Source organism: Streptomyces kryoterrae (genome assembly GCF_054072135.1).
Map to the genome: position 1 here is coordinate 6445090 of NZ_CM133358.1, position 17904 is coordinate 6462993.

Sequence of the window (17904 nt, forward strand, 5' to 3'; positions counted from 1 at the left end):
TCGCTCAGCAGGTTGCTGAGACGTCCGAAATTTACAGAGGCCGGGCGAGGCGGGCGGAAGCGAGAGTTGCGGGATCGCCAAGAATTGACAACGCAGGCAAGCTGGAGTCAGAGAGTATTTCCGACGGGAGAGAGGGAGCGGTGACCTCGAAGGAGACGCAGTTCGGCCGGTGGTTGGCTGAGCGGTTGCAGAAAAAGGGTACTGGCGAAAGCGAACTGGCACACCGTCTGGGAGTGCCGCGGACTCTTGTCGAAGCTTGGCTCGGTGATCGCTCTATTCCCGACCCGGACCTCCTGGCCAGATTGCAAGAGATCTTTGGAGCCGAGACAGAAACCGAGCAGGGCTTCGCGGGCGAGCCGGAACGGTCGGACATACTTTCGGAAGCATCGGTTGTGTGGTACCACCGGCCTGGGCATGACGACGGCGGGCGGGAGTTTGGCAATGCGGCTGCTTTCGCCTTCGAGGCCGATCTGGAGGTCCTGGCTCGTGAAGCGACGCAGAACAGCCTCGACGAACGCGATAGGAAGAACGATCAGCCGGTCAGAGTTCGCTTCACGCTGCATGAACTGACCGGGGACACTCTGGCACGATTCCGCACGGCGATCCGCTGGCCCGATCTCCAGCCGCACTACGAGGCTGCTGCTACCCAGGACCAGAAGGTCGGGCGCGTCATCGGCGTCGGTTTGCGGGAGATGCTCGAGCGGGATCGACTGGTCCTACTTCGCGTCGACGACTACAACGCCCACGGTCTGACAGGCGATGATTATGATGACGGCCGCTTTGCCGCCGTGGTCCGGCGCCAACTCGAAAGCCGTAAGTCGGATGCGGCGGCTGGCGGTTCGTACGGCCTTGGGAAGGCCACTCTCTGGGCGACCAGCCGGCTGGGGCTCGTTCTTATCAATTCCACGCTCTCCGAACCGCACGAGGGGCATACCAGGCGGCGGTTGATCGGGCGACTCGATCTACCCTGGCGGGAAGTTGGCGGTGAGAGGTTCGCCGGGCCCGCTTGGCTGGGTCGGCCGGATGCTGAGGCGGACAACTCAGAGGTCGTCCGCTCCTGGTGGGCTGACGAAAAGGCGGTCGAGGAGCTGCATCTCACTCGCGAGGGCAATGACCCCGGCACATCCTTCTTGATCGTCGGAGCCCATGATGTGGCCAGCCTTGCCGGGGCGGCGCAGGACCTCGATGGTGACACGGCTGACGACGAGGACAGCTTGGAACGCATGCACCAGCGGCTGGTTCGTGCATTGGGTCGTAACTTCTGGGCTGCCATGACAGCGGGACGTGACGGCCGACCACTGCTGGAGGCGTCGGTGTGCGCGCTGCGCAACGGAGTGGAATATATCGAGGAGGAACAAGTAGATCCACAAGTGCATCAACCCGCGCGCTCGCGTGCTCTTCAGGCGTTCCTGAGCGGTACCACCGTGGACCGTCTCACCGAGGCCGGTCAGGTTGCCCTCGCCAATGTGTTGCTGAAGGTTCCCGAGCGAGATGGCTTGACCGGAACGGCCGGTGAGCACAGGGCAGTACTGCTTGTCACCGAGGCGGCGGATGCCGATGGCAAGATCAACCAAGTGACTGCGATGCGAGGCAATCGCATGACGGTCAAGACCAGTTGGGTGCCGGGCCTTCCTGCGGGTACCAACCCATTCCAAGCAGTTCTACTAGTGGGACGGGCGGCGGGAGACGACGCGCCGTTCGCCGCTGAGGCCGAGGAGTTTCTACGATCCTCCGAGCCGCCGGAGCATAACAAGTGGGGTCAGACCGAGGAATTGAGGATGCGCTACTCGCCTTCAGCTCATCGGCGGATCACCGCGTTGACGTCGGAGACCAATAAGGCTGTGCATGAGCTTGTTGCGATTCCAAAGGAGAAGAAACCCAGTGGCACGAATAAAGTAAGTAAGCGACTAAGGATCTCGGGTAAAACCACCAGCAAGGTCAGGGCGGTGGTGACACCTCCGAGGCTGGACGATCTGGATGCCGCGGTCGACTCCTCCGGTGCGTGGCAGATCACTGCGGAAGTTAAGGTGCCGACGGGGGGAGAGCTCTGGAGAATGAGCCCCGTCGCCAAGTTGGAAGTGCGCTCCGGCCCTCGCCCAGTGGTCAAATGGGCGGAACTCGTTGCCGTCAGCAACTGTGAAGTCGTCGATGGCGTAGTGCATTTCCCGCCTGGGATCCGGCGTGCGGTCTTTCGGGGTGTCACCGACGTGTCCACGCATCCGGTGAAGGCCGCGCTGAGTGGTCTCGTCGTCGAACTTCAGGAGAGTAGGGGGGGCGTCGCATGAGGGTTTACCCGTACCCCCGGTTGACCGGTGCGGTGGCTGCGCGTGTCACGGCTGTTCGGTTGCGCGGTCCCGGAGACACCCGTGAACAGCTGGACTCAAGGGGGTCATCGGTCGTGGAGCAGGTCGTGGCACTTGGCATGGCCGAGCGCGACGACTGGCGGACCGCGCGGCTCGCCTTGACGGCGACCGTGCCGGCTCGTGAGATCGAGACGAAGGGCCACTGGTCCGATATCGCGGTTGTCGCCGTTCTGACGGAGAGTGTGACTAATGTGCGTACTGTTGCCCTTTTGCAACCCGGTGCGAAGGGCGGCAGGGAGTGGACGGGAGAAATCGAGCTAGACCGGGACGATCATCTGGACCGCGCGTCGTTGGCTGTGCACGTAGTAGCCACAGTCGGGGAAACACCAGGTCGAATCATCGGCTCAACCGAGGAGGAGTGGGTAGTAGACGCGACGGCCGATGCCCCGCTCAGGGATCGCCAACTGGACGTCAGCACGGTCAGTTTTGCCCGCGGTGCCGAGTGGTTGCGGAGTTACCGGGACGCGCCCTGGATCGTGGACACTTCGGGGCGGATGCCCACCGTCCGCCTGAACTCGGATTTCGAGGGCCTCGTAGGACTAGTTGAAGGTCGAGGCTCGAAGGTCGAGGGCGTGGTAGGAGAGATGCTGCTGGCCCAGATGTGCGCAGATGTCTGGACCGCTGTATTCCACACCGCCATCGGGGACCTGGAGATCGAGGACGACGGGACGCCGCTCTTCCCACCCGACTGGCGAGGCGCGGTGTTGCGAGAGATGCTTCCGGACATCATCCCGGGGCGGGAGGTGGAGGACGCTCTCCGAGAGGTACACCTTCGTCGTACCGGCGAGGGGAGTTGGACGGATCTGCAACCTCGTATCCAGTACGCCGCGGCACGTCGCGCCGATGTTCCAAAGGCGTTGGCCGCCACTGTCCGCGATATCGAACGAATCAACCAGGAGACCCACGCGTGACATCCCGTCCCGAGCACCTGCCGGAACGGCTTGCTCTGATCTCCGATGTACAGGCTGCCGAGTTCATCTCGACAGGACTACTCGAGGGACGCGAGAACGTCCCCTCCATCGCACTGAACAAGGTTGCTGAGACGCTACCGGGTAACGACGCGCGGCTGCGGTTGCACCGGGTTCGGGACCTGATTGACCATGCGCTGGGCAGGTTTGGGGACGAGCGGCCCACAGCCGCGGACGCGTGGCTGGCACCGCGTCTGCATGAAACCCTTCGACTCACCCGTCGGGAAGCCGCCGAGAAGCGGCTGTGGACATATCTCGCCCTCGGAGTGGCGCCGGACTACGTCGTGTGGCGCCATCTGTCTGAACCGAAAGCGGACGGTTCGCTTGGACGCGTGGCCCGGGATAGGTTCGCTGGTCTGCACTACAAACAGACGTTTGCCCGGCTCTGGTGGGCGGCTGAACTCTTCCGTGATGGCTCGGACTACCAGCCCGTCGTAATAGCTTGTGGTAACCAGGACATGCTTAACTCCGCTCTTCGGTTGGACATCATCGACCATCGGCCTACCGCCCTGGCTCTCGTCAAACTGATGGAGCGGGGGACTGTGCGCACCGGTCGAGAAGTAAACGCCCTGACATCTGCGATAAACGCTGCTGCGGCGACCTTGATGTACGACGTCATCGCTCCAGATGCGGAACGCGACCGAGAGCCGCTGCGCGAGTGGATTGTGGGTGCTGATTCGTCCCTTCCTTCGCCCAGGAACGAGCTGCCCGAGGGACCCGAGGAAGAGCGGGCACCAGTGGCAGCGGTCGAGAGGCTGGTCGTCCATTTCGAGGAGCTTTTCGCGTACGCACAGGTGAGGGGGAGAAATACTGATGAAGGCGATTGATCTGTGTGAATCTGAGGGCATCGGGCGACCTTGTCAGTGATCTTTAGAGTCCTCGGTCGTTTGTCTTGCCGTCACCAGGTTTTCTCAGGCCAGCGTGCGCCGAGGTGGAGCTGAGAGGCCTACGTTATCCTGCGGGAGGGGGTAAGCCCTTCGTGGTTCATCTACCCAAGGGCGCCGGGTGCTCGCTCGGGAAATTTGACAAGGGCTTGGCCAATTTCCGCTGTGACTGATTGGCCAGATGCAGCCAGCATGCCTGGCGATCGTTGTCGGGCAGGAGCACCGGCGAGAAGCCTGCAATCTTCAGATCCGACACCAACCGCCCGCGCTGGAGCAGACATCCGCGAAACGAAGTTGATCAGCTGTCTGCTTCCTGTCCGCTCTTCGGGGTGCCCTGCTCGCGTGCTCTCGGTTTCCGCCGTTCCCGATTCTGGTCCCGTGTCTCTCGGTCGACCGCTGCACGTACCGTCGCCGCGACCTCTTCTGGTGGCGCGTGTTCCCAGAACCGTAGAACCGTCCAGCCCGCATCGAGCAGATGCTCGGTGGTCTCCCGATCACGGGCCATGTTTCGGTCCAGTTTGCGACGCCACCAGTCTGCGTTGGCCTTCGGATGTGTGGCGTGCTGCGGGCAACCGTGCCAGAAGCAGCCGTCGATGAGGACCGCGACCTTGGCCCGGGTGAAGGCCAAGTCGAGTCGACGTCGCGGCATGCCGGGCACGGGGTACTCCACGCGATAGCGCAGCCCGGAAGCGTGCAACAGCCGTCGCACGGCCAGTTCGGCACCCGTGTCCTTGCTGGCCTGTCTGCTCATGCGTGTCGAGACGGCAGGGGAAGAGGGATTGATTGCTGCCGCCGTCGTGAGCGGCTCGTTCACCTGAGGCATGTGATTGCCCAGCCCATTGGTTGGGACCTTGCTCGGGCCATGCTCGCGTTCGTGGGTTGACAAAGCATTGTGATGTCCTCAGATGTTGGTGGCGACTGTTCGCCCCGGGGCGTTGGCCTTGACCTTGGCACCCTCACTGAAGCAGGACCTCCTCTGGATGTCGGCTGGTGATGGGTACGCCCTGCGCATAGAGAATGTGATCGAGGCATGCTCCGAGATCACCTCCGTGGGCATCGCGCGCCATGCCGCGCAGTTCGCGAGCCAAGTGCATCCCATTGACCAGAACAATCGGATACTGATCTTCTATCATCTCGAGCTGGGCCGGTTCTGAGAAAGCACCTGTGGTCACGTACACACCGATCCAACCACGACGTAGTCGTGCGACCACACGCGCAATCTGTTCCGCAGACACCAGGCTATCCGGACGTATGCACTTGGCCTGTCCGAGCACGACCAAGCTGGTGCCAGCCAGGCCTGTCCCTAGATCCAGGCGCCCCACGAAGTCCGTGCCCCCATCGCCGGAGCGGTGAGTGATCCATCCTTCTCTATAGCTATGTCCGGAGCCTCTCAGTATTCGGGCAGCAACGGCGGACGCCACGGCTTCGAAGTCGTGTTTTCGTCCGTCAAACTGTTTGTAGATGAAGTCAAGGTCTGCCTCCTCCGCGGTGCCGTCTGGAGGGCGTTGATCGCGCACCTTGGAGATTCGGGAACGGGCTACTCTCCGTCTTACGCGCGGAAGGGAGGAATGGCCTCGCTTCACCCAATCTCGCCATGATCGAGGCGCCATGGCCAGGACTTCTCTGTCAGAAATATTTGGGTCCCGTCGCGCGCTGATCCAGTCCCAGTCAACTCGATCGTTTTCAGTCGTCAGATCTATGAGGGCGATGTCGTACACGTAGTTGGTGAACGTGGTGTGGTCGTGGCCGGCCCACTGAACTATCCGCTCTGATCGCTCTATTACGCCGAGCCCGCAGAACTCTACGTACCCCTTGACTTTGCCGTTGCGGGAGACGGCGCGGAAGAGCAGGAGAGGTGCTGATCGGGTCCGGGCTTCCGGCGTGGGAGCCTGATACTCGCCAAAGGCTTCCAGGAGAGTGGCGTTCCCAGTCGTAGTGCCAGGCGCGTTGGTGAGGCCAGCCTTGTGGTCGCCAAAGTAGCGGACATGCCCGTTGTCCATGTCGAAGACGTCATGCCACGGTGTTTGTTCGCTCCCTGCCTTCCACGGGCGGGACCGGATCAGGATGGCGGGTCGTCGCTGGCCAGCATTGTCCTTGACCTTCGCCATCCCATTGATTCCGGATTCGAGTAACGCCCTCTTGCGTCCCGGTGAGTGCGTTAGGTGGTGAAAGTTGGTGTATCCGTCGAGTGTGCGGGCGGTTGGGTCCTTCGCGCTTGCGTAACGCAATACTTCCCCAACTTGTAGCGACTGCCCCACAAGCGCCCCTTCCCTAGTGTTCATGGGTAATCAGGATGCCATTGTCGCTGTTCCAGGACTATGGCGGGCTATTCCTCTGAGGTCACAGGCCTCAGGAAAGGCGTCTGTCTCTTTAGTGTAATCTGTCGTAAATTTGCCGCGAACACCCTATAGGGGGGATTCGCTCGTAGTGATCCCCAGATTCGGCGTCCCAGAGGCGGCCAGTTCCCTCAGCGATACATCTGCAGCGCAAGGTGCCCCGACTTAGTTGTTGAGCAGCCTCCACGTAGTGAGGGCGGGTCTTGCCCGCGGCAACTCGGTGGGATCGGTGGGCTCGATGTCCCAGCGCCTTGGCGATCTGTTCAAGGCTGCGGCAGCAGCAGACCGCGCCGGAGAGTCGGGCTGCCCGGTTGCTCACTCGTCGCCGACCTTGAACCGTACGCCGCTCGGTATCCGTGCGATCCCTGCCCCCTCAACCGTCCAAACCACCTGGTTGTCAACGTCCACTACGCAGCCACCCGGTCCGCCACAGAGAACACCGTCCGACAGTCCGGGCAGGCCGCCTTGCCGAACAGGTACAGCAAGCTGCCTGCCAGCGCCGCCTGCCCGTCAGCGAGAGTTCGATCCCGCAGACGCCCGGCCAGACCGTCCAGCTCATCGCGCATGGCCGGGCGGAGAGGCACCTTCTCCGCCATCTCCACCTCCCGCGACGAGTAGTCGTCACCGGTGGGGAAGCTGTCGTCCTCGCCGATCACGATGAACATGTCGACGCCGCAGTGAGGGCAGTCGACTTCGTACTCGCCGGTCTGTAGACCTTCCAGGCGTCGGTCCCAGATCTCGACGCCCTCGAATGCCAGCAAGGACTGCAGCAGATATACGTAGTCCTCCGCGTCCCCGGTCTCACGCAGGCACTGGTCCGTGAACCGGTGCAGGCCCGCGATCGGAGCCGAGAAGACCTTGAACACCTCGTCGCCGCTGGGGGCGCAGGCCATGATCGCTCCGGCAGCCAACAGCACCCACCGGCGGTCCTCGGCGCCGCCGCAGCCCGCCGCGACCTCGGCCAGCCGGGGCAGCGCCGCGAAGCTCGCCGAGAACGCGGTGTCCAGCTGCGGGCACAGATGATCCATCAGTTCCGAACAGGCGCCGCCCGGGTCGGACGCGAAGCGATCGAGCAGGGCTGGGACATGCTCCGCGGAACCACAGACGTTGGTGAGCGTCACCCAATCCGTCATACGCCGATCCAAGCAGGCCACGCGCCGACGCACGGAGCGAGGAGCGGGATCCCTTGAAGCAGGGGAACGGCACCCCCGGACGCGTTCATTTGGCTAAGCCCCCGGTCCCCGAGGTGTGCCCCCCTCCAGGAGGCCGCCGTTCGCGACGAGTTCGTCCGTAGTCTCCCGGTCCGGGTACCCGCCCTGGGCGCCGAGGTGGCCGCAGGCGTATGTCGCCGAGGCCACCGCCGCCCGTAGCGCCGAGTGCGGGTCCGAGCCTGACAGGGAGCGGGCGATGTAGACCCCGGCCAGGCAGTCGCCGGCGCCGGTGGTGTCGATGATCCGGTCGGTGGGTGCTGGCGCGACGGCGATCTCACCGGAGCCGTCCGTCAGCACCGCCCCGCGTAACCCACAGGTGCGCACGACCGACTTGAGACGGTGTCGGACGGAGAAGGCGTGCACGTCTCCTATCGCGGCCGTGACCTGCTCGTTGAGAAAGACGACCTCGGCCCCGTCCAGGGCCGGAGTGAGGGCTGTCGTGCCGTGGGCGAGCGCGGCGGGTTCCAGGTCGATCGACATCGGGATGCCGGCGGCTCGTGCCCGTTCCGCGAGCACTGCGGCGGCCTCGGGGTGCAGACATGAGGTGTGAACCCAGTCCACACCGTCCAGTTCGGCGTCGCGCAGGCGCTCCGGCGGGGGCGATTGCGACACGGACGAGGTGTAGACGAGACGCTTCTCTCCGTCTTCGGCCAGGGTGCAGACCGAGACCGCGGTCATCCCGGGTGTGGTGGTGACGCCTGTGACATCGACGCCTCGCGTGGCGAGGAAGTCCGTGGCGTAGGCGCCGAGCACGTCGTCCCCGACGACGGCGAGCAGGGCCGCGGTGACGCCCTGTCGGGCGCAGGCCACCGCGGAGTTGGCGGCTACCCCTCCGGCGCCCACCAGGTTCTCGAACGCGTGCGTCTTCTGGTCCGGGCCAGGAAGGCGCGGAACGCGAAGCGCCACATCGAACGCGATGTCTCCACAGAACAGGGCCGTCGCCGTCATGCGGCTCTACCTTCTTTCCGGGGCTGCGAGTCCTCCTCGGCCGGAGTTCAGGTACCTACCCGGGACTGCCCCTCGACACGCTCCGTCGTGCCTTACGCAGAGGCGCGAACGGCTGTCGGCCAATCCGTCATACGCCGATCCAAGCAGGCCACGCCCCAACGCACGGAGCGTGACCCCTTGGAGCAGAACCGAGCAGAGGAACGACGCACCTCGGACTCGTCACACCTACCGCGGAGAAACCGCCCCGTCATACACGTTCCCCGGCGTAACCACCCCCGTGATCGCCCGGGCAAGAAGCGTGGACGGCTCCTGGCCCCCGCTGGTGATGTCCGTGTTGATCATGATGACCAGCGTGGCCTTCTTCGAGGGCAGATAGACCGTCACCGTCTCGTAGCCCGGGATGGAGCCGTTGTGACCGATCCAGCCGTTGGCGTTGAAGATGCCGAGGCCGTAGCTGAGGCCGGGGAGGCCGGTCGGCAGCGTCTTGAGGCGCTGGGCCTGGGTCTGGGGGCTGAGGAGTGTTCCGGTGGCGACGATTTTCGCCCAGCGGTGCAGGTCGTGCAGGTCGGAGATCATCGCCCCGGCCGCCCAGGCCCAGCTGGGGTTCCAGTCGGTGGCGTCGGCGACCGCGCCGCTCAGCGTCTGGTTCGTGTAGCCGCGCGGATGCGGCTCGGGGAACTCGGCTCCCTGGGGGAGGAGGGTGTGGTGCAGGCGAGCCGGACGCAGGACCCGCCCGTCGATGAAGTCGGTGAGCCGCTGACCACTGACCTTCTCGATCACCAGGCCGAGCAGGACGAGGTTGGAGTTGGAGTACTCGAACTTCTTCCCCGGCGCGAAGGTGTTCTTGTGCTTGTAGCCGTACGCGAGCACCTCCCGAGGTGTGAAGGAGCGCGTCGGGTCGCTCAGCAGGTCATGGTCGAAGTCCGGATCGGAGGTGTACGGGAACAGGCCGCTGCGCATCTCCGCGAGCTGACGCAGCGTGATCCGGTGGCCGTTCGGTACGCCGTTGACGTAACGGGAGATCGGGTCGTCCAGCCGGATCCGATGGTCGTCGACGAGCTCGAGCAACGCGGTGACCGTGAAGGTCTTGGTCTCGCTGCCGATCCGCACGTAGCCGTCGGTGGTCATCGGCCGGCGGGTGACGGTGTCGGCGACACCGGTCGCGCGAACGTAGCTTCCCCTGCCGGGCATCCACAGTCCGACGACGACACCGGGGATGTCGGCCTGCTCGCGGACGTCCGCGATCGCCTTGTCGAGCCGGGCGGTCATCTCGGGGCCGAGACCGCCCGGCGGGCAGTCGTTCCGGTCGTTCCAGTCGTGCCGGTCGACCCTTGCGGTCTGAACGGCCGCGGCGGGAGCCGCTGCCATCGGGACCAGGGCACAGCACGCCGCGAACAGCGTTGTGGCGAGCAGTCGACGGTGGGGGTTGCGTCGCATCTGAGGGTGCCTCTTCCAGTCGCGGACAGTCATGAAGAGTCGCGGACGGTCATGATTGGTCCTGGGCTCGACGGCAACATCACCATCGGCAACTCGTCGCGAAGGCCCCCTTCCGGTCGCGTACCGGCGAGTCCACTCGTTCAGACCGTCAACCGGGGGTTGTCCGCAGCACGGGCACGGGCACCGGCCCGGCCGGGTCGATGGGTCCCCCTAATGGCTCGGCAATGCGACAGGCGTCGGGGCAGGGCCTTCACTGGGAAGCATGTCTCGCCTCGATCGGCCGCCGGCCCGGCGCCTTCGCTCCGCTGCGGCTTTGGGCCTGATCGCGGCCCTGACCGGCGGCTGCACAGGTATCGATACCGACACCGCCGCCGCCCCCCGGGCGGCTGCCGCCCGGACCTCCCCGCTGCCCACCGTGCCGCCGGCCCAGCCGCCGCCACGCCTCACGCGGGCCAAGGTCGACGCCGCGGTGGACCGGCTCGACGGCGTCGTACGGGACGTCATGCGCAGGACCGGTGTGCCGGGGGTCGCCGTCGGGGTGGTCCATGACGACAAGGTGCTGTACCTGAAGGGCTTCGGTGAACGGAAGGCCGGAGCGGCGGGCAGGGTCGGACCCGACACCGTCTTCCAGCTCGCCTCGGTCTCCAAGCCGGTCGCCTCGACCGTGGTCGCCGCGGCCGTGGGCGAGAAGACCGTCGGCTGGGACGACCCCGTTGTCGAGCACAGTCCCGGATTCGCCCTCAAGGATCCCTGGGTCACCCGTCACGTCACGCTCGCCGACCTGTTCGCCCACCGCAGCGGGCTGCCCGACCACGCCGGGGACCTCCTGGAGGACCTCGGCTACGACCGCTCGTACATCCTGGAGCGGCTGCGCCACGAACCGCTGGCGCCGTTCCGTGCGAGCTACGCGTACACCAACTTCGGGCCGACCGAAGCCGCGGTCGCCGTCGCGCGGGCGGCGGGCACCAGCTGGGAGAAGCTGTCCGCCGACAAGCTGTACCGGCCGCTGGGCATGGACTCCACCAGCTCCTCCTTCGCCGACTACGAGAAGGCCAAGAACAAGGCCGTCACCCATGTGAGGCAGGGCGACACCTGGCAGGCCGAGTTCGTACGGGACGCGGACGCCCAGAGTCCGGCGGGCGGGGCCAGCTCCACCGTCCGGGACATGACGAAGTGGCTCCGACTGCAGCTCGGCAACGGCGAGTTCGAGGGGCGGCAGGTCGTCGACGGCGCCGCGCTGGACGAGACCCACCTGCCGCACATCGTCTCCGGGCCGCCGCACACGCCGGCGGGCAGGACCGGGTTCTACGGGCTCGGCTGGAACGTCGGCTACGACGACCAGGGCAGGCTGAAGCTCGGCCACTCCGGCGCGTTCGCGATGGGCGCGGCCACCAGCGTCACGCTGCTGCCCTCGGAGAACCTCGGCATCGTCGTCCTCACCAACGGCGAGCCCATCGGCGTACCCGAGGCGATCGCCAGTACCTTCCTCGACATCGCCGAGACGGGCGGGCCCACGGTCGACTGGCTGACGTTCCTCGGCCCGATCATCCAGCAGGCGGCGGCGGGTGACCGCTCCGAGACCGACTACGCCAAGCCTCCGCCACGGCCCGCACCGGCCAGTGCGGGCGGGGCCTACACCGGAACGTACGCCAACGACTTCTACGGCCCGATGACCGTGAGCGCCCAGGGCGACGACCTCGTCATGCAACTGGGGCCGAAGAAACAGCGGTTCACCCTGCGGCACTACGACGGCGACACGTTCAGCTACCGCACCACGGGCGAGAACGCCGTCGGGTTGTCCGGCGTGACCTTCGGTGTCGGGTCCGGCGGACGCGCCGACAAGGTCCGGGTCGAGAACCTCGACACGACCGGCCTCGGCACGTTCACCAAGGAGTGAGCCCTTCGATCCGGTGAGGAGGGCATGTCCGGTTGTCAGTGGTGACCCCTAAGGTCGGCGCATGACTGCTGCTGGGGGAGTTGATCGACGCCGGAGAGCCGGAGTGGTTCGACTGAGGCGGTCCGCGACCGACGCGCGGGTGCGTCCGAGGCCATGCCATCGGCGGAAGACGGCAGCGGTGTCGGGCCGGGCGCAGGACACAGGCGGCGGGCGGCGTGCCCTGCGCCCGGGGGCGCGCTGTTGCAGGTTCCGTATCGCCTGGGTCGCCTAAATCGCCGGGCTGATGTTGCCGCTCTGGTCCATGGTGAAGCGGCCGTGGGTCTGGCCGTCGACCTTGAGCTGATTGAGCCAGTTCTTCGACAGGTTCTGCAGGTTCTTGTGCTGCCCTTCCCAGGGCATCGAGTGGCCGGCGCATTCCGCCGTGACCAGGATCTTGTGATTCCCCGTGATGGCGTCATAGAGCGCGGGGACGTGGAAGTCGATAACGGGGTTGGAGCTGGGCGGTGTTGTGTTGGCGGTCTTGTCGTTCTCGCCGTGCACGATCAGCACGGGCACGTTTCCGCCCAGGACGCCGCCCTGGCCCGCGGTGGTGTTGTTCCAGCCCCACGACACGAAGTTCCGGTACCGGCTGACGCCCACGGGCTTTCCGTTCACCAATGGTCCCCAGGTGCGGCCGATCGGGTCGTTGTCCATGAGGGCGCCCCACACGACGTCGAAGATCCCGGGTTCACGCTGGAACGGGCAGGTCGCCGGCGCCTCCTTGCCCCACGCCGTATCGAAGCCGGTGTACGTGAGCACGTGGGTGGGGAAGCCGGGCGCCGGCAGTGGCGGCGGGTTCGGGGGACCCAGCGGCGGGAAGATCGGCGCGAGCAGGAACAGACTCGACACCTTCCCCGGATTCTTGATCGCGTACGGCCCCATGGCGAACGCGGCCGCCGACCAGCCGATGAAAGCGACCTCCGAGACGTTGCGCGTGCTCAGGATGTACTCGACCACCCTGCTGAGCTCGTCCTGGTCGCTCTGGGAGTTGGTCAGTACGAAGGGGTAGCTCGGGCTGCGTTGCGGGTTCGGTCCCACCAGCGGGGGAACGATGTCCTTCTGCTGGTTGGGATTGACGTTGCACGGGTCCTCCATCCGGGGCCGGGGCGACCGGCCCGAGCCCTGGAGATCCATCAGGAAGACGTCGTACCCGTCCCGGGCGAGTGCCTCGGCCCAACCGTAGGAGGTGTGCTGGAGATCGTAGCCAGCCAGCACGGGCACGCTCCTGCCGTGCAGCATGAGGACGGCCTTGCGGTTTGCGGGGGGACCGTGATGGGTGCCGTCCCGTTCGCGAACGAAGAGCTCGACCTGCTCGCCCTTGTTGGCGGGAACGGTCGACGTGTGCTTGACCCAGTGGTCGGTCGTGGTGACAGCCATGGGGGATCCTTCGGTTGGCTCGGGCAACCGGTCGGCGATACAGCCGCCGGCCAGTGCTGATGTGCGGTCCTCACCGCACGCCTACGGTGCGGGCCACGGTCGCGGACGCGGTGCCGTAAGGTCCAGCGAATCTGGTTGGAGGACCACGGATTTCCGGATCAGTTCTGGGAAAGGTGGCTGCCCGCGAAGCGTTCGTGTCACAGGAACTCCAGCGGGGAAGCCGCATGGCTCATTTCTCACTTTGCACCCGCACCACAGATATCGCATCCGCATGGAGTAGGCTGCCCGACCGCATCGACGAGACCGACGTGGTTGCTGCTCGACGGCGGCCAACGAGCCGAGTCCCAGGCCGATTGCGGCGCCCGTCCACGGCGCCATAGACCGACGACACAGACCCCTGAGCGACCTGACGTCGTGGCGGAGCGAGACTCTCCTGGGCCAGGGGATGCCGCCATGTTCACCGTCGTCAGCGGCCGGCTGCCGGGCTGTTGGTGCAGGGCTGGAGGACGGCCAAGTGACGCTGGCGCCAAAGGAATGGCAGCGCTCAGGCTTCTGAGAGGACTACTTCGATGGCAAGCCGTCCACTGGCGCCGGACCTGGCTGGCGTCCTCGGCTGTCGGGATCGATCACCGGCCTGTCGTGGTGCGGCTGTGCGCTACACAAGGAAGGGCATTCCCGACGGGAAAGAAGGGAAATCCCGACGGGAAAGAAGGGCAGACTCCATGTCAACGCTTCGTGAAACACAATGAGTTGAAGAAGCCTATGCGATGCTGTCTTCACCCCCTGTCGCTGCGGAGATGTCGACAGGCCGTGAACGGAGTTTTCCATGCAGAAGGTCATCGACTACATCGAAGAACATCGGAAATCGTACGAGAATCATGCATTCTTTACTCGCCTGCTCGCCGACGAGTCACTCCCCGGAGAAAGGCGTCTGGCGTGGGGGCCCAGCGTGGTTCCCTTCATCATGGGCTACTCCGATCTGAACAAGTACGTCTTCCGTAAAGACGAAGACAATGCCCGGCCCGATCAGCTGCAGGCCCTTCTGAACGCGCACACGTACGAAGAGGACTTCCACTGGCAGTGGATGCTGACCGACCTGGAGAAGCTGGGGGCCGACAGCAGCATGCCCCTGTCGGACGCCACGCGGGTCCTGTGGAGCGAGGACTTCAGCCACTCTCGACGTCTCTGCCTGGAGCTGGCCGCGCTCGCCGCGGGCGCCCCCACGTACGCCGTTTTCGCGATGGTCGAGTCCATCGAGGCCGTCTCCATCACGATCTTCACCCACTGCCGGGGAATCGCCCTGCGGGACGGTAGCGAATGTGAGTTCTTCGGCACGAAGCACTACATGGCGGAGGCGTCGCACAGCATAAAGTCGCCCGAGGTGGAAGAGAAAAGCCTGCCGCCCCTCGACGGCGCACAGCGCGAGGAAGCCAAGCGGATGGTGGACCGCACGTTCTCGCTCTTCGACAACTGGTCCGGCTCGCTCCTGCGGTTCGCTCTCGAAAGCGGGGACCACGAGCGCACGTACGAGAGGTTGGTTCAGGAGAGCAAGGACCTGCTGCCGGAAGCCGAGGCGGTGGCCGCTGCCGCCTTCTAGCCTCGATCGTGGCAGGTCAACTGCTGTTCCTATGACTGACCGGGTCAACCGCCGCCCTCTTACCGCCGGCGGCTACTTTGACCGTCAGGACGCGCACCCCTCAAAGCGACCTGTCCCTCCACCACCCGGGCGACCCCCGCCCCTCACCGGCAAGGTCGTCGTCATCACCGGCGCCGCCCGAGGCCAGGGCGCTGCCGAAGCCAAGGCCCTGGCCCGTGCCGGAGCCACGGTGGTCGCAACCGACGTACACCCGGGCGGAGTTGCAGACTGCCGGAAGCTGGACGTCTCCAACGAGGCCGACTGGGCCGCCCTCGCCGCCGAACTCCGCGACACGTACGGGCGCATCACGGCCTCGTCAACAACGCCGGCGTCATCCAGCGCGACCGGCTGGGCACAGTGCGCCCGGACGACTTCGCGTACGTGCAGTCGGTGAACACCACCGGGCCGCTGCTCGGCATCCAGCACCTCACGCCCCTGATGCCACCGGGCTCGTCCATCGTGAACGTCGGCTCGTCCGCCGCGCTCACCGCGTATTACCCGGTGGCCTACACGGCCAGTAAGTGGGCCTTGCGCGGGGTGTCGAAGATCGCGGCAACGGAGTTGGGGAACCGCGAGGTATCCGCGTGAACACGGTGCACCCCGGCTACATCGAGACGGAGATGACCGCGGCCGCAACCCCGGCCTTCCGGGAGACGCCACTCGGGCGCAGTGGCACCGTCGACGACATCGCGCCCCTCGTGGTCTTCCTCCTCTCCGACGCGTCCTCCTTCATCACCGGAGTGGAGATCCCCGTGGACGGAGGCCTCACCGCGCACGGCGGAGTCAAGTCCGTCTCGGACGCGATGAGGCCGCAGGCGCCGGACGTACCGGGCCGGCCGACCGTCGAGTGAACCCCCGGGCCTCGCAAGGCCCATGGACGGCTACAGGTACGGGCAGCTACAGGTACGAACGGCTACAGGTACGGCCGAGTGATCAACTCGATCGCGTGGCCGCCAGGGTCCTTGAAGTACACGCCCCGGCCGCCGTGTTCGGTGTTGGTCTCGCCCGGGCGTCGCATCTGGGGGTCGGCCCAGTGCTCGACGCCGTTGTCACAGAGCCGCTGGTATGCCCGGTCGAACAGCTCGTCGTCGATCAGGAACGCGTAGTGCTGCATCTGGATGTCCACCGGCGGCTCGGCGAACTGCAGCAACACCCCGTCGGGGAGCTGGATGTTGGTGAACAGGCCCCACGAAGGCGCTTCCGGCAATTCCAGCAGTTCGCGGAAGAAGCGGGCCGACTCGTGGCGGTCCTTGGACGCGATGATGGTGTGGTTGAACGTGACTGTCATACGGCTGACCTCAGTGTTGTTCGGCATTGCCCGACACGGAAAAGGGACTCGTGGTGCACAAGCACCACTGGGAGGTCCGCGTGCCGAACTGGATGCCGAACCGAGCGGGTGCCTTCTACACACCCGCCGTGGGATCAGACCTCCACCGGATAGCCGATCCGTGTGTGGCGTCGAAGCGCCGGTCCGGTGTTCATGCCGGTGACGCTACTTGATCCGGCCGACCAGTACAACGGGTGGAAAGCAGGCCGAAGACCCGCATGCGCTCACCACGGGACAGAGCCCGACCGTCGGGTGAGACCTCCCCGGCAGCCGTTGCCCCCGGGCCGCCCCACCCGACCGCGCCCTCTCACCCTCGCCCCCTACACCGCCACCCGTCCGTGGCACCCGGCATAAGCGGTCCCCGACCCGCACCAGCAGACCGCCCCCCGCTGCGGAGGCCACCCCGCGGCCTTCCCCCGGGCCGCCAACGTCGTCGCATACTGCGGCAACAGGTCGGCGGCCCCCGGCGACGCCCCCTCCGACGCCGCGAACGCCTCGTAGGAAGGCACCGTGCCCGTGACGATCCCCAGGTTCGCCGTGCCGGAAGCCGCCAGCTCCCGCAGGGACGCCTCTATCGTCGCGAGGTGTTCCTCGTGCGAGGGGTATTCGTCCGCCAGGTCGGGATACGCGGCCACCAGCTCCGCCAGTTCCGCCGCCGGCCAGTGCAGTACCGCCACCGGGAACGGGCGGGACAGCGCCTCCCTGAACGCGCCCAGCTCCGCCCGTAGACGGGAGATCTCCGCCTGCAGCTCCGCCGGGTTGTCCGAGCCGAGGGACCAGACCCGCTTGGGGTCGTGGAGCTCGTCCAGCGACACCGGCGACGAGTGGAGCGTGTCGGCCAGGGTGTCCCAGTCGTCGTGGGCGACGCCCAGCATCCGGCGTACGCGGTGGCGGCCGTAGAGGAGCGGATGGGTCGAGTACGGGGGTTCCTGCGCGTCCGAGATCAGCAGGCGGGCCGCCTCCGTGAACGTCTCGTGGGCCGCCTCCAACTCGTCGTGCGACTCCAGGGACTCGGCGACGATCACCCAGGGCGCCGGGTCGCGGGGGCCGGCCGCGCGGACGCCGTCGATGATCGCCCGGGCCTCCGCCTCGTGGCCGTACTCCCACAGGTTCGACGCCTTGAGGGCGCGTACGAGGTGGGGGTTCTCCAGGGAACCGGGGGATTGCAGCAGGCGGTCGTACAGGGCGGACGCGGCGGGGCGGTCGCCGGCCAGTTCCAGGTGGGCCGAGGCCTGCACGAGCAGGTGTTCGGCGTCCTCGGGGTAGAGGCCGGCGGTCCGCTCCAGGCGGGCCGCTTCGGCGATGTGGTCGACGTTTTCCTGAGGCGTGTCGGGGCGCATGAGATCACCGTACTGCCGACGTCCGACAAAGAAGAGTGGCAGCCATGAGAGGGATCTTTGAGGAGGAGCGGAGCCACCGGGAGGCATCCCGGCCCGGTGCCTCCCCTCCCCGGAAACTCACCTGTAGCCCTTGGCCGGCTC

13 protein-coding genes and 1 pseudogene are annotated in these 17904 nt (G+C 66.0%); 6 read left to right on the forward strand and 8 right to left on the reverse strand.

The features are described from left to right. Positions 1-140 precede the first annotated feature (140 nt). The 3 genes from ACW4TU_RS28650 to ACW4TU_RS28660 are packed head-to-tail and all read left to right on the forward strand — an operon-like array spanning position 141 to position 4158. Complete coding sequence (locus ACW4TU_RS28650) at positions 141-2285, forward strand: helix-turn-helix domain-containing protein (RefSeq protein ID WP_457430355.1); 2145 nt, start codon at positions 141-143, stop codon at positions 2283-2285. Continuing rightward, positions 2282-3274 (forward strand): hypothetical protein, encoded by a 993-nt coding sequence (locus ACW4TU_RS28655; RefSeq protein WP_457417677.1) that lies wholly within the window; start codon positions 2282-2284, stop codon positions 3272-3274. Before ACW4TU_RS28650 ends, ACW4TU_RS28655 begins: the two co-directional genes overlap by 4 nt. Beyond that, on the forward strand, positions 3271-4158 hold the full coding sequence (locus tag ACW4TU_RS28660) for a DUF6339 family protein (protein ID WP_457417679.1): 888 nt from the start codon (positions 3271-3273) through the stop codon (positions 4156-4158). Before ACW4TU_RS28655 ends, ACW4TU_RS28660 begins: the two co-directional genes overlap by 4 nt. Positions 4159-4513: 355 nt before the next feature. On the opposite strand, the gene ACW4TU_RS28665 is transcribed toward ACW4TU_RS28660, so the two are convergent. The 5 genes from ACW4TU_RS28665 to ACW4TU_RS28685 all read right to left on the reverse strand — a co-directional run bounded on the left by ACW4TU_RS28665 (position 4514) and on the right by ACW4TU_RS28685 (position 10147). Next, a complete protein-coding gene (locus tag ACW4TU_RS28665; protein WP_457430357.1) occupies positions 4514-4966 on the reverse strand; it encodes a very short patch repair endonuclease in 453 nt (150 codons plus the stop codon). A 205-nt stretch (positions 4967-5171) separates the two neighbouring features. Beyond that, positions 5172-6323: a restriction endonuclease gene (locus tag ACW4TU_RS28670; RefSeq protein WP_457417681.1), complete on the reverse strand. Its 1152-nt coding sequence runs from the start codon at positions 6321-6323 to the stop codon at positions 5172-5174. Positions 6324-6958: 635 nt separating this feature from the next. Continuing rightward, the gene (locus ACW4TU_RS28675; protein WP_457417683.1) at positions 6959-7672 is read right to left on the reverse strand and encodes a hypothetical protein; all 714 of its coding nucleotides are present in this window, start codon (positions 7670-7672) and stop codon (positions 6959-6961) included. A gap of 105 nt (positions 7673-7777) precedes the next feature. Then, the gene (locus ACW4TU_RS28680) at positions 7778-8710 is read right to left on the reverse strand and encodes a carbohydrate kinase family protein (RefSeq protein WP_457417685.1); all 933 of its coding nucleotides are present in this window, start codon (positions 8708-8710) and stop codon (positions 7778-7780) included. A gap of 225 nt (positions 8711-8935) precedes the next feature. Then, positions 8936-10147: a serine hydrolase domain-containing protein gene (locus tag ACW4TU_RS28685; protein ID WP_457417687.1), complete on the reverse strand. Its 1212-nt coding sequence runs from the start codon at positions 10145-10147 to the stop codon at positions 8936-8938. A gap of 262 nt (positions 10148-10409) precedes the next feature. Between ACW4TU_RS28685 and ACW4TU_RS28690 the strand changes: the two genes are divergently transcribed. Then, a complete protein-coding gene (locus tag ACW4TU_RS28690) occupies positions 10410-12044 on the forward strand; it encodes a serine hydrolase (protein ID WP_457417689.1) in 1635 nt (544 codons plus the stop codon). A 267-nt stretch (positions 12045-12311) separates the two neighbouring features. Here ACW4TU_RS28690 and ACW4TU_RS28695 read toward each other — a convergent pair whose 3' ends face one another. After that, on the reverse strand, positions 12312-13460 hold the full coding sequence (locus ACW4TU_RS28695; protein ID WP_457417691.1) for an alpha/beta fold hydrolase: 1149 nt from the start codon (positions 13458-13460) through the stop codon (positions 12312-12314). 826 nt (positions 13461-14286) lie between these two features. Between ACW4TU_RS28695 and ACW4TU_RS28700 the strand changes: the two genes are divergently transcribed. Both ACW4TU_RS28700 and ACW4TU_RS28705 read left to right on the forward strand, forming a co-directional pair. Next, positions 14287-15057, forward strand: a complete 771-nt coding sequence (locus ACW4TU_RS28700) for a hypothetical protein (protein WP_457417693.1) — start codon at positions 14287-14289, stop codon at positions 15055-15057. Positions 15058-15220: 163 nt separating this feature from the next. After that, positions 15221-15947: pseudogene (locus ACW4TU_RS28705) on the forward strand (SDR family NAD(P)-dependent oxidoreductase). Positions 15948-16009: 62 nt separating this feature from the next. Here the strand turns inward: ACW4TU_RS28705 and ACW4TU_RS28710 are convergent. Continuing rightward, positions 16010-16384 carry a VOC family protein gene (locus tag ACW4TU_RS28710; RefSeq protein ID WP_457417695.1) on the reverse strand — a complete coding sequence of 125 codons (375 nt, stop codon included), beginning with the start codon at positions 16382-16384 and terminating at the stop codon, positions 16010-16012. 359 nt (positions 16385-16743) lie between these two features. After that, the gene (locus tag ACW4TU_RS28715; protein WP_457417697.1) at positions 16744-17763 is read right to left on the reverse strand and encodes a hypothetical protein; all 1020 of its coding nucleotides are present in this window, start codon (positions 17761-17763) and stop codon (positions 16744-16746) included. Between the last annotated feature and the right edge of the window lie 141 nt (positions 17764-17904).